This window comes from Mycolicibacterium diernhoferi (assembly GCF_019456655.1).
GTDB classification, from domain to species: domain Bacteria; phylum Actinomycetota; class Actinomycetes; order Mycobacteriales; family Mycobacteriaceae; genus Mycobacterium; species Mycobacterium diernhoferi.
The window spans coordinates 1,051,671-1,064,523 of record NZ_CP080332.1 but is presented as its reverse complement, the minus strand read 5'-3'; the positions used below and the strand labels follow the sequence as shown (position 1 = coordinate 1,064,523).

Annotated in this window: 9 protein-coding genes; 6 read left to right on the top strand and 3 right to left on the bottom strand. The window is 66.0% G+C overall.

The features are described from left to right. Window positions 1-10: 10 nt before the first annotated feature. The 3 genes from K0O62_RS05065 to K0O62_RS05055 are packed head-to-tail and all read right to left on the bottom strand — an operon-like array spanning window position 11 to window position 3,022. Window positions 11-1,456, bottom strand: a complete 1,446-nt coding sequence (locus tag K0O62_RS05065) for an MCE family protein (protein ID WP_073857014.1) — start codon at window positions 1,454-1,456, stop codon at window positions 11-13. 4 nt (window positions 1,457-1,460) lie between these two features. Further along, on the bottom strand, window positions 1,461-2,315 hold the full coding sequence (locus K0O62_RS05060; RefSeq protein WP_073857015.1) for an ABC transporter permease: 855 nt from the start codon (window positions 2,313-2,315) through the stop codon (window positions 1,461-1,463). Beyond that, the gene (locus tag K0O62_RS05055) at window positions 2,312-3,022 is read right to left on the bottom strand and encodes an MlaE family ABC transporter permease (RefSeq protein ID WP_073857180.1); all 711 of its coding nucleotides are present in this window, start codon (window positions 3,020-3,022) and stop codon (window positions 2,312-2,314) included. The genes K0O62_RS05060 and K0O62_RS05055 overlap by 4 nt, the downstream gene beginning before the upstream one ends. Window positions 3,023-3,988: 966 nt before the next feature. Here K0O62_RS05055 and K0O62_RS05050 point away from each other — a divergent pair. The 6 genes from K0O62_RS05050 (at window position 3,989) to K0O62_RS05025 (ending at window position 12,845) form a co-directional block, all read left to right on the top strand. Then, window positions 3,989-5,212 (top strand): cytochrome P450, encoded by a 1,224-nt coding sequence (locus tag K0O62_RS05050; RefSeq protein WP_073857016.1) that lies wholly within the window; start codon window positions 3,989-3,991, stop codon window positions 5,210-5,212. 5 nt (window positions 5,213-5,217) lie between these two features. Continuing rightward, window positions 5,218-6,219 (top strand): PDR/VanB family oxidoreductase, encoded by a 1,002-nt coding sequence (locus K0O62_RS05045; protein ID WP_073857017.1) that lies wholly within the window; start codon window positions 5,218-5,220, stop codon window positions 6,217-6,219. A gap of 232 nt (window positions 6,220-6,451) precedes the next feature. After that, window positions 6,452-7,504, top strand: a complete 1,053-nt coding sequence (locus tag K0O62_RS05040; protein ID WP_073857018.1) for an LLM class F420-dependent oxidoreductase — start codon at window positions 6,452-6,454, stop codon at window positions 7,502-7,504. Next, on the top strand, window positions 7,501-9,417 hold the full coding sequence (locus K0O62_RS05035) for a flavin-containing monooxygenase (protein ID WP_073857019.1): 1,917 nt from the start codon (window positions 7,501-7,503) through the stop codon (window positions 9,415-9,417). Before K0O62_RS05040 ends, K0O62_RS05035 begins: the two co-directional genes overlap by 4 nt. A 42-nt stretch (window positions 9,418-9,459) precedes the next feature. Further along, entirely contained in the window at window positions 9,460-10,671 is a 1,212-nt protein-coding gene (locus tag K0O62_RS05030) for an acetyl-CoA C-acetyltransferase (protein ID WP_073857020.1), read from the top strand. Between the two features lie 23 nt (window positions 10,672-10,694). After that, on the top strand, window positions 10,695-12,845 hold the full coding sequence (locus K0O62_RS05025; protein ID WP_073857021.1) for a 3-hydroxyacyl-CoA dehydrogenase NAD-binding domain-containing protein: 2,151 nt from the start codon (window positions 10,695-10,697) through the stop codon (window positions 12,843-12,845). Window positions 12,846-12,853: the final 8 nt, after the last annotated feature.

Here is a 12,853-nt window from a genome sequence, read left to right as displayed (position 1 = left end):
TCCTCGATGCTCATGGTGACGGCGGCGTCTGGGCGGACGGTCCCGGAACGCCGGGTGGCACAGGTGCTTCGGCCGGCAAGGCGCCCGGCAGCGGGGCCGGTGCCGGCGGGGCCGGTGCCGGCGGCGGCGCGGGGGCGGGCGGCACGCCCGGCCACAACGGCACTCCCCCGGGCCCGTACAGCGGTGCCCCATAGGGGGCGCCACCCGGCACGGCCGGCGCAGGACCGGGCGCGGGCCCACCGGGATGACGCAACCGCGGCGGTTCCGGAATCGCCTTGGTGACCGGGAAGTAGTTCACCCAACCGGGGAACCCGATGCCCGGGTTGGGGCGGATGTCCATGCCGGTGCCATAGCCGGTGTCGGTGACCAGGTAACGCACCGGGAAGTTCTTGCTGACGTCGGGCAGCGATCCGCAGCTCGGCTGCCCACCGGGGCCACCGGTGGCGGCCACCTTGGGCAGGTTCTGCGGGTAGCGGTAGGGGTCATCGCCCAACAACAGACCGACGTCCTGGACGACGGACCGCCCGTTGCCGCCGATGTTCTTGTAGGCGCCGTTGTCGAGGGCGAACTTCGCGCCCTTCAGCAGGCAGGTGTAGATCGGGTCGTACTTGCGCAGCAGGGTGGTGGTCGGCTCCAGCACGTTGATGCCACGGATGATGTTGTCCCGGTTCGGCGCGATGAGGTCGATCCCGGTGTTGGAGAAGCCGATCGAGCTCAACAGCAGGGCATCGAGGTCCTTCTCGTGCGCGGTCACCGTCTCCGCGGTCACGCTGGCGGCGTCCAGGGTGCTCAGAATGTTCTGGGCTGCGCCGCTGTAGGCGTCGCTGAACCCCTTGAACGACGTCCAGTTCGAACCGACCTCATCCATCTTCGGATTGATCGCCAGCAGAACCTGATTCGCGTCCGTGGTCGCCTGTCCCATCCGGTCGCCCTGACCGCGGACCGCGTCCGCGACGGCGGTGAGCACGGCGCTCATCTTGGTCACGTCGATCTGGTTCAGCAGGCCGACCAGGTTGTCGAACACCGTATTCACCTCGGTGGACACGTTGCGGGACTGCAGTACCGCCCCGGCGGAGAGTCGTTGGTCGCTGGGTTGACTCGGGTAGATCAGGTCGACGTACTTGGCGCCGAAGGCGGTGGTAGCCGCGATCTCGGCCTCGACGTTGGCCGGGATGTAGCGGGCCTGGTCGGGGTCGATCTCCAGTTTCAGTGCGGCGGTGCGGCTGCCGCCCTCGATGCCGGACACCCGGCCGACCTGGACACCGTTGAGCTTCACCTTGGCGCCGGTCTCCATCACCAGACCGGACCGGTCGGAGGTCAGGGTGACCGGCACGTACTTTCGGAACGTGCCGGCGAAGATCGCCGAGCACAGCAGAACCAGCCCGATCACCGTGGCGAACAGGGCGGCGGTCCACCACAGCGGATGGATGCCCCGTCGTTTCGTCTTCTGTTCCATGCGATTACCCAGCCAGGTGGAAGTTGCCGGACTGGCCGTAGATGGCCAGCGAGAGGAAGAGCACCACCAGCACGGCGGCGATCAGTGAGGTGCGCACCGCGCGGCCGACGGCCTCACCCACACCGGCCGGGCCGCCGGAGGCGGTGAACCCGTAGTAGGTGTGCACCAGCATGATGACCACCGCCATCACGACGGCCTGGAAGAAGGACCAGATGATGTCCGTCTTGTTCAGGAAGGTCAGGAAGTAGTGGTCATACACCCCGGAGGACTGGCCGTAGATGAAAATGGTGCCGAACCGGGCCGCCCAGAACGCCGACAGCACGGCCACGCAGTACAGCGGGATGACCACGATGACACCGGCAAGCACCCGACTGGAGGCGAGGTAGGCGATCGACCGGACCCCCATCACTTCCAGCGCATCGATCTCTTCGTTGATCCGCATGGCACCGAGTTGTGCGGTGGCGCCGGCGCCGATGGTGGCGGCCAGACCGATGCCCGCGATGACCGGCCCGATCAACCGGACGTTGAAATACGCCGAGGCGAAGCCGGTCAACGCCTCGACGCCGACCTCGGCGAACTGGTTGTAGCCCTGCACCGCGACCAGCGCACCGGTGGACAGCGTGAGGAAGCCGACGATCACCACGGTGCCGCCGACCACGGCCAACGCTCCGACACCCAAACTCATCTGGGCGATCAGCCGGAACAACTCCACCTTGTAGTGGATGACGACGTCCTTGATCGAGCCCAGGGTTTGGAAGTAGAACTGCGCCTGGGTCCCGATCCGACTCAGGCCGTCGATCCAGCCCTGAAACGCGCGGCGCACGCGCGGGTGAATCCGGCTCGGGCTGCCGGCGGTCACAGGGTCGCCTTGATGCCGACGGCGGAGGCGATGATGTTGATCGCAAACAGCGCGACGAAGGTGAAGACGACGGTTTCGTTGACCGCGTTCCCGACGCCGGCGGGCCCGCCACCCACCGAAATGCCCTTGTAGCAGGCGATCAGCCCGGCGGAAAGCCCGAACAGCGCCGCCTTGATCAGCGAGATGATGACGTCGGCGGCACTGGTGATGACGGTCAGGCCGCCGATGAACGCGCCGGGCGTCACATGTTGGACGAAGACCGAGAAGGCAAAGCCGCCAACGAGTCCCACCAGGATCACCACCGAGGACAGCAGCGTGGCCACGACGGTTGCGGCCAGGACCCGGGGCACGACCAACGACTGGATCGGGTCGACACCCATCACCCGCAACGCGTCGAGCTCGTCGCGGATGGTGCGGGCGCCGAGGTCTGCGCACATGGCCGTGGCGCCGGCTCCCGCGACGACCAGCACGGTCACCACCGGACCGATCTGTGTGACGGTGCCGTAGGCGGCCCCGGTGCCGGCGAAGTCGGCCGCGCCGAACTCCAGCAACAGGATGTTGAAGGTGAAGATCAGCAGCACGGTGAACGGGATCGCCAGCATCAACGTCGGCACCAGCGACACCCGCGCGACGAACCAGCACTGCTCCAGGAACTCGCGCCAGGCGAACGGCCGGCGGGGAATCGCGACGAGGGTGTCCAACGCCATGGCGAAGAAGTCGCCGAGGGCGCGCACCGGCTTGGAGGCCTTGGCGGACGAGATCGCGCGTAGGCGGTCGCCGGGCCGGCGGGTTTCCTCGCCGCCGGTTACATGAGCGATGGTCACGCCGGCCTCGATCCCGCGCCACCGACGATCCGGCGTCGGTCCGAGTGTGAAGAACAATTCTGTCCGACCTCGGTCAACGTATTGCCTTTCACATTGCGTCCGGTGGTGCCCTCACACCGTGGGGACCGGAGTGTCCCCGATCACAGCTGTAATCGCCGATAGCATCGCATACCGGAAATTTAGCAGTCAAGCAGCCCTAACTGTTTACCCCCACGTCAATACCCGGGCGGCCGCGATCGGGTTTCCAAATAGGCACTCTGACCTCGAAATAAAGGCGGCGCACAACGAGGGCACCGAAGATATCCGGGGGGTTCGAAGGAGTTGCATTGGCGACTAAGTTAGTAAATCGTCATTCTGAGTCAACTTCCCGGCCCGAAGTTGCGGTCCAGCCATCCGCCGACCCTCGGCCCGACTCCGGATACCGCCCCACGGCGTTATCGGCCCCACCGGTCGGCGGCCGACTCTCCCGATGGCCGGCTCCGGCCCCACATGGACCGCGACACCCGACGGGTCACGCGACCACACATCACACCCACAGGGGGGCGGCGCAATCCCTGCACCACCCTCGCACCGACAACTCCTTCCAGAACTGACATTAACTAGCACTGGATCAATGCGCTCCCAGGTGACGCCGAACACTCACCCTCCAGCAACTCCATTGCGAGGTCTATGCGCTTGCTAGACAACTGACTTGGCTATCCAGCAAAATACCGATGCAGCCGCCGTGGCGGCCCGCAGACCTGCGCCTTGACGGTCAAATGACTTCTATGTGATGCTATCGCCAATCACTGTTGTGACAGAGATCATTCATTTTTCAGCGGTGTGATCCCAACTTCCAGGAGGCCTCAAGTGACCACCAGCGAACAGACGTCGGCCACCGAGACTGACGCGACGACAGCCAACGCCGAAGAGCTGGCGGTTTTTCCGTTCAAGCGGACGTGCCCCTTCGCGCCGGCCGACGAGTACGCCGACGGCGGTTCTATCCGCAAGGTTTCGTTCAAGAACATCGTCCCGGCCTGGATGGTCACCGACTACAGCGATGTCAAAGCGGTGCTCGGCGATCGGCGCTCCAGTGTCCGGAACATCCCCGACCCATCCCGCGGCGACGAGGGCGGTGAGCCACTGCCCGGCTTCTTCGTCGCGATGGATCCGCCCGACCAGACCCGGCTGCGCAAGATGCTCTCCCGCGAATTCACGCCGCGACGCATGGAAGCCATGCGGCCCGCGGTGGAGCGGATCACGAACAAGTTGATCGATCAGATGCTCGAGCAGGACGGTCCGGTCGACCTGGTCCAAGCGCTGGCGCTCCCGTTGCCGTCCTTGGTGATCTGCGAGTTGTTGGGCATCCCGTACGACCGGCACGACTGGTTCCAGGAAGAGACCGTGAAGTTCCTGCGTCTGGACACCACGCCGGAGGAGGCAGCCGCGACGGTCGCTTCGGTGATGGGTTACCTCGGCGAGCTCACCGTCTCCAAGATGGACGATCCCGGTGACGACCTGATCAGCCTGCTGCTCAATCATGTTCGCAGCGGTGACCTGACGATCACCGAGGTGGCCGGCATGGCCGCCTTCCTGCTGATGGCCGGGCACGAGACGACCGGCAACATGATCTCGCTGAGCACGTATGCCCTGCTGGAGCATCCCGATCAACTCGAACTGCTGCGTCAGGACCCCTCGCTCATCCCGGCCGCGGTGGAGGAACTGCTGCGCTTCCTCGACATCATCGGCAATCTGCCGCGCTATATGACCGAGGACGTCGAGCTCGCCGGTCAGACCATCCCGGCCGGCGACATCGTCATGGTGGCCATGGACAAGGCCAACCGCGACCCGAAGCAGTTCGAGGATCCGGACACGCTCAATATCCTGCGCAAGGACGCCAAAGGCCATGTCGCCTTCGGGCACGGGATCCACGTCTGCCTCGGCGCGCCGCTCGCCCGGGTGGAATTGCAGTCGGTGATCTCCGCACTGCTGAACCGGATTCCGACACTCAAGGTGGCGGTTCCTGCCGAGGAGGTTGAGGTCAAGACCGACGCCAAGATCTTCGGGCTGAAGTCGCTTCCCGTCACGTGGTAGACGGCATGACCAACGTCGACTGCCGGGAACAGGCAAGCACCGTGCGCCTGGTCATGCGGGAGTACGAGGCCGACGTCGTCATCGCAGGCAAGGACGTCATCGCCGACGGCATCGCCGCCCTGACGTTGAAAGAGGTCGGGGGCCACCCGCTCCCGGAGTGGACACCCGGCTCACACATCGACCTCATCATGTCCTCCGGCCTGGTACGCCAGTACTCGCTGTGCGGGGACCCCGACGACCGGGACAGCTGGCGCATCGCGGTGCTCCGCGAGCCCGATGAACGCTCCCGCGGTGGATCGATCTACGTGCACGACACCCTGGAGCAGGGCGCCGAGATTCGTATTCGCGGGCCCCGCAACCATTTCCAGCTCGCGCCGTCACCGAACTACCTGTTCATCGCCGGCGGTATCGGCATCACGCCGATCCGGGCGATGCTGGCGGAGGCAGAGGCGGCGGGCGCGAACTGGAAGCTGTTCTACGGGGGCCGCAGCACCACATCCATGGCCTTCCTCGATGAACTGGCCCCTTACGGTGACCGGGTCGAGTTCTGGGCGCAGGATCAGCGGGGGCTGCTTGATCTGGAGCACATCCTCGGTACCCCGCAAGCAGACACCTTGGTGTATTGCTGCGGCCCGCAGGGTCTGCTCACCGCGGTCGAAGACCGCTGCACGGCCTGGCCCGCCGGGGCGCTGCGGCTGGAACGCTTCAGCTCCAGCACTGTCGAGACCGAATGGGTCAACACCCCCATCGAGGTCGAATTGGCCCGCCACGGTGTGACGTTGACCGTGCCCGCGGACCAGTCTGTGCTCGAGGCGATCGAGGCGCATGGTGTCGACGTGATGTCCTCGTGCCAGTCCGGCATGTGCGGGACCTGCGAAACACCGGTCATCGACGGCATTCCCGAACACCGCGATGACGTCCTCACCCACGAGGAACGCGAACGCAACGACTGCATGATGATCTGCGTCTCGCGGAGCCGCAGCGACAAGCTCGTCCTGGACATCTAACCCCCCACCGATGTCCCGGACGCCCGGCGGGGCCCTCGTATGAGGGCCCCGCCGGTGTCGTTTCCGGCCCCGCCGCCCGAATTGTCGACGAAAGAATCGTTCTTCACTAACGGCACCTATTCCCCAGTAAGATTGGGGTTTGACTGTCTGTTTTGCTGAAGTTACGCTTCACATTGGATTGATGATCGGCGGCCGCTCACCTCGCCCCGCCTGTCCAGAAAGGGATCGGCACATGCGAATCGGCACTGTCCTGGACTTCGGCAGACCCATGTCGGTCGTCGGGGACGAGATCGCCGCCTGGGAGCAAGTGGGCCTTTCGTCGGTCACCCTCGGGGAGGCCTATTCTCTCGACGCCCCAACACAACTCGCCTATCTCGCGGCCCGCACCAGCTCCGTCGAACTGGCGACCGGCGTACTCCCCCTGGACACCCGCACCCCGTCGTTGATCGCGATGACCGCGGCCGGACTGGATTACGTCTCGGCCGGCCGGGCCCGCCTCGGCCTCGGTCCTTCCGGCCCCCAGGTGGTCGAGGGATTCCACGGGCTGCCCTTCGAAGGTGTCCTCGGTAAGACCCGCGAGACCATCGAGATCTGCCGGTCCGTGTGGCGGCGTGAGGCACTGCAGCATCAGGGCCGTTACTACCAGGTTCCGCTGGCACCGGGCCGCGGGACCGGGCTGGGCAAACCGCTCAAGCTCATCAATCGGCCTGTGCGCAACCAGATTCCGATCTCCATCGCGTCGCTGGGACCGCGGATGGTGGAACTGACGGCCGAGATCGCCGACGGGTGGGAACCCATCTTCTTCTACCCCGAGAAGATTGATGATGTCTGGGGCAAGGTGCTTTCGAGCGGGGCCGCCAAGCGCTCCGCGGACCTGGCGCCCCTGGAGATCATCGCCCGGGCACCGGTGGCCGTCACCGACGGTGATCCCACCCCCTGGGTGGACGCCGCCAAACCCCAACTGGCGCTGTACGTGGGCGGAATGGGCTCGCGGGAGAAGAATTTCTACAACGAACTGGTGACCGCATACGGATTCGCGGCCGAGGCCGCCACCATCCAGGACCACTTCCTGGCCGGCCGTATCGCCGAGGCCACCGCCGCGGTGCCCGATGAACTGGTGCACGCCACCGCCCTCATCGGTAACACCGACCACATCCGCCGGAGGCTCACCGCTCTGCATGAGGCAGGCGTGACCCTGGTCAACATCACCCCCATGGCAACCGATCCCGCCGAACGTCTCGACGCGGTCAAAACTGTTGCCGCCCTCGCTAAGGAGATCTCATGAGTCAACTCCTCGAACCCGGCGTCACCCTCGATGCCGACGAACTGCGGGACGCCCTGGCGGAAGCCAATGTGCCCTGCCTGATCGGCGTGCTCTACCAGCTGACCGGAGATGCCCGGTGGCTGGCCGAGCCGTACCGGATCACCCCCACCATGGGCTTCGAGAGCCACGACGACGGCGGGCTGCCCGCCGAACGCGTCGAGGAGATCCGGTCGGCGGCCTTCACCGCGATCACGGACTGGAGTGCGGGCGCACCGGTCGCGTACCCGGCACCCGACGGCGCCGAGCTGGTCGCGCTGATGTCCGCGGTGATGGGTGAACCGGTTGCCGAGAAGTATGTTCCGTTGGCCGCCGAGCAGCTCGGGTTCGCACCGTTCGTCGCCGATGACGTCACGGACCGCTGTGCGGACACCGGGTTCTCGGTGATCGTGGTCGGCGCCGGCTTCTCCGGCCTGGCGGCGGCGGTACACCTCAAACAGGCCGGCATCCCGTTCCGGGTGCTGGAACGCAACGACCACGTCGGCGGCACCTGGTACGAGGCCAACTACCCCGGTGCCCGCGTCGACGTTCCCAACGATCTCTACTCGTACTCCTTCTTCCACCGCGAGTGGAGCCAGAACTTCGCCCAGCCCGACGAGATCCGGCAGTACATCGACGATGTGATCGCCCACTTCGACCTGGCGCCGCACATCGAGACCGGAGTCAGCGTCGACGGCGCCGAATGGGATGCCGACGGCAGCGAATGGGTGGTGAAGATCAACTCCGGCAACGGGTCCGAGACCATCCGTGCCACTGCGTTGATCACCGCGGCCGGGCTGCACAACACCCCGAACATCCCGCAGTTCCCCGGGCTCTCCGAGTTCACCGGGGAGGTGCTGCACTCGGCCCGATGGTCGCCGGAGACCGATCTGCGCGGTAAGAAGGTCGCCGTCGTCGGAGCCGGGGCCAGCGCGATGCAGGTGGTCTGCAAGATCGCCGAGGATGTCGAGCAGATGGTCGTCGTCCAGCGCGAACCGCACTGGACCACGCCCAACGAGCAGTACTTCCGCAAGCAGACCCCGGCCCGGCACTGGCTGTACCGCAACGTGCCGTTCTACCGCGCCTGGTTCCGATTCCGGCTCTACTGGATCTACACCGAGCGCAACTACCCGGCGTTGCGGGTGGATCCCAAGGCCGCCGAGAAGGGCAAGCTGGTCAGCGGTCTCAACGACGCCTACCGGCGCAACCTGACCGCCTATCTGCGCGCACAGCTCGACGGGCGCGAGGACCTGATCGAGAAGTCCCTGCCCAAGTACCCGCCGTTCGGTAAACGTCTGCTGATGGACAACGGCTGGTTCGCCACGCTGCGCCGGCCGAACGTCAGCCTGGTCGCCGAGGGGGTCGATCACCTCACCGAACGTGGACTGGTCACCGACTCCGGGGAGACCTTCGACGTCGACATCCTGATCCTGTGCACCGGATTCCAGCAGCAGCGCTACCTCTACCCGATGGAGCTGCGCGGTCGCGACGGCGTCGAACTGCGCGAATCGTGGAGCGACGACAATGCCCGGGCCTACCTCGGCATCACCGCACCCGGGTTCCCCAACCTGTTCTTCCTGTACGGGCCCAACACCAACCCGCCGGGCGGCAGCTGGCTGACCGTCGCCGAGGCGCAGGTGCGCTACGTGGTGGAGATGCTGACCGAGATGGTCAAAGACGATGTGGCGACCGTCGAGGTCCGCGAGGAACCGTTCGAGGATTACAACCGCGAACTCGACGACACCAACAACGCCATGGTCTACGCGATGGACGGCGTCGAAAGCTACTACCGCAACAGCACCGGCCGGGTCGTCACCAACTCACCCTGGGCCGTTCCCGACTACTTCGCCCGTACCTCGGCCCCGAATCTGGCGGACTACGACGTCACTCCCCGCTGAACAGCACTGTCTACCAATCACTGACGGAAGAAAGAATGATTCATGTCTGAAGAAGCCTTCATCTATGAGGCGATCCGCACCCCGCGCGGTAAGCAGCGCGGCGGCGCCCTGAACGAGGTCAAGCCGATCAGTCTGGTGGTCGGCCTGGTCGACGAGATCCGTTCTCGATTCCCCGATCTGGACGAGACCATGATCAGTGACCTGATCCTGGGTGTGGTGTCCCCGCTGGGCGATCAGGGCGCGGTGCTGGCCCGTACCGCCGTGCTGGCCGCCAAGCTGCCCGACACCACCGGCGGCGTGCAGATGAACCGGTTCTGCGGATCCGGCCTGGAAGCGGTCAACACCGCCGCGCAGAAGGTGCGTTCGGGCTGGGACGACCTGGTGCTCGCCGGCGGCGTGGAGTCGATGAGCCGGGTCCCGATGGGCTCGGACGGTGGCGCCTGGGCCAACGACCCGGAGACCAACTACGCGGTGTCCTTTGTGCCCCAAGGCATCGGCGCGGATCTGATCGCCACCATGGAGGGCTTCTCGCGCGAGGACGTCGACGGCTACGCGGTGCGCAGCCAGCAGAAGGCCGCCGCGGCCTGGTCGGGCGGCTACTTCGCGAAGTCCGTCGTGCCGGTCCGCGATCAGAACGGCCTGGTCATCCTGGACCACGATGAGCACATGCGCCCGGCCACCACCCTGGAGAGCCTGGCCAAGATCAAGCCCGCCTTCACCGGTATCGGTGCCATGGGTGGCTTCAACGAGGTCGCGCTGCAGAAGTACCACACGGTCGAGAAGATCAACCACGTGCACCACGGCGGCAACAGCTCGGGCATCGTCGACGGCGCCGCCCTGTTGCTCATCGGTAGCGAAAAGGCCGGGAAGGTACAAAATCTCACCCCACGGGCCCGCATCGTGGCCACCGCCACCAGCGGCGCGGACGGCACCATCATGCTCACCGGCCCGACCCCGGCCACCCGCAAGGTCCTCGACCGGGCCGGCCTGACCGTCGATGACATCGACCTGTTCGAGCTGAACGAGGCGTTCGCCTCGGTGGTGCTGAAGTTCCAGAAGGATCTGAACATCCCGGACGAGAAGCTCAACGTCAACGGTGGCGCCATCGCGATGGGCCACCCGCTCGGCGCCACCGGCGCCATGATCACCGGAACCATGGTCGACGAACTCGAACGTCGCGGTGCCAAGCGTGCACTGATCACGCTGTGCATCGGCGGCGGCATGGGCGTGGCCACCATCATCGAGCGCGTCTAGATAAGACAGAAGGCCGAAGAAAAATGACAGTAGAGAACACTATTCAGTGGGACCAGGATGCCGACGGCATCGTCACCCTGACGCTGGACGACCCGACCGGCTCGGCCAACGTGATGAACGAGCACTACCGCGAGTCGATGCACAACGCGGTGAACCGTCTGGAGGCCGAGAAGGAATCGGTCACCGGCGTGGTGCTGGCGAGTGCGAAGAAGACCTTCTTCGCCGGTGGTGACCTCAAGGGCCTGATCAAGCTCGGCCCGGAAGACGCGGCCGAGGCGTTCGAGCTCGCCGAATCCGCCAAGCGTGACCTGCGCCGACTGGAGACACTCGGGATCCCGGTGGTCGCCGCAATCAACGGCGCCGCCCTCGGTGGCGGCCTGGAGATCGCGCTGGCCACCCATCACCGCATCGCCGCCGACGCACGCGGCGTGGTGATCGGCCTGCCCGAGGTCACCCTGGGCCTGCTGCCCGGCGGTGGCGGCGTCGCCCGCACCGTGCGCATGTTCGGCGTACAGAAGGCCTTCACCGAAATCCTGTCCACGGGGACCCGGTTCAACCCGGCCAAGGCCAAGGAGATCGGCCTGGTCGACGAGCTGGTCAAGTCGGTCGACGAGCTGATCCCCGCCGCGAAGAAGTGGATCAAGGAGAACCCCGAGGCCGGCGTGCAGCCGTGGGATGCCAAGGGCTACAAGATGCCCGGCGGCACCCCGGCCAGCCCGGCCCTGTCGGCGATCCTGCCGTCCTTCCCGGCGACGCTGAAGAAGCAACTCAAGGGAGCGCCGGTGCCCGCACCGCGGGCCATCCTGGATGCCGCCGTCGAGGGCGCGCAGGTCGACTTCGACACCGCCTCGCGCATCGAGAGCCGCTACTTCGTGAAGCTGGTGACCGGGCAGACCGCCAAGAACATGATCCAGGCGTTCTTCCTCGATCAGCAGTCCATCAGCGGCGGCGCATCACGCCCGGACGGTATCGGCTCGACCCCGATCACCAAGATCGGCGTGCTCGGCGCGGGCATGATGGGCGCCGGAATCGCCTACGTATCGGCCAAGGCCGGCTACGACGTCGTGCTCAAGGACGTCACCATCGAGGCCGCCCAGAAGGGTAAGGCCTACTCGGAGAAGATCGAGGCCAAGGCGCTGCAGCGCGGTACGACCACCCAGGAGAAGAGCGACGCGCTGCTCGCCAAGATCACCCCGACCGCCGACCCCGCCGATCTGGCCGGTGTCGATTTCGTGATCGAGGCGGTGTTCGAGGACGAAACCCTCAAGCACAAGGTCTTCGGCGAGATCGAGGACATCGTCGAACCCAACGCCATCCTCGGCTCGAACACCTCCACCCTGCCGATCACCGGTCTGGCGGCCGGCGTGAAGCGCCAGGAGGACTTCATCGGCATCCACTTCTTCTCCCCCGTGGACAAGATGCCGCTGGTGGAGATCATCAAGGGCGAGAAGACCTCTGACGAGGCGCTGGCCCGGGTGTTCGACTACACCCTGGCGATCAAGAAGACCCCCATCGTGGTCAACGACAGCCGCGGGTTCTTCACCTCTCGGGTGATCCGGACCTTCGTCAACGAGGCCATGGCGCTGCTGGGCGAGGGCATCGAACCCACCACCATCGAGCAGGCGGGCGGCCAGGCCGGCTACCCCGCGCCTCCGCTGCAGCTGCTCGACGAGCTCAACCTGGAACTGCTGCAGAAGATCTCGATCGCCTCCAAGGCCGCGGCCGTGAACGAGGGCACGACCTACGTCGAGCACCCGGGTGAGCTCGTGGTCGAGAAGATGATCGAACTCGGCCGTCCGTCACGCCTGAAGGGTGCGGGCTTCTACGAGTACGTCGACGGCAAGCGGGCCGGGTTGTGGCCGGGCCTGCGGGAGACCTTCAACTCCGGCAGCACCACGATCCCGCTGCAGGACGCCATCGACCGCCTGCTGTTCTCCGAAGCCCTGGAGACGCAGAAGTGCTTCGACGAGGGTGTCCTGAAGACCAGTGCCGACGCGAATGTCGGGTCGATCCTGGGCATCGGGTACCCGGCCTGGACCGGTGGTTCCGCGCAGTACATCGTCGGCTACGAGGGTCCCCACGGTGTCGGTAAGGCCGCGTTCGTGGCCCGGGCCAAGGAGCTGGCCGCCCGCTACGGCGACCGCTTCACCCCGCCCGCCTCGCTGGAAAGCTAGCGGCACAA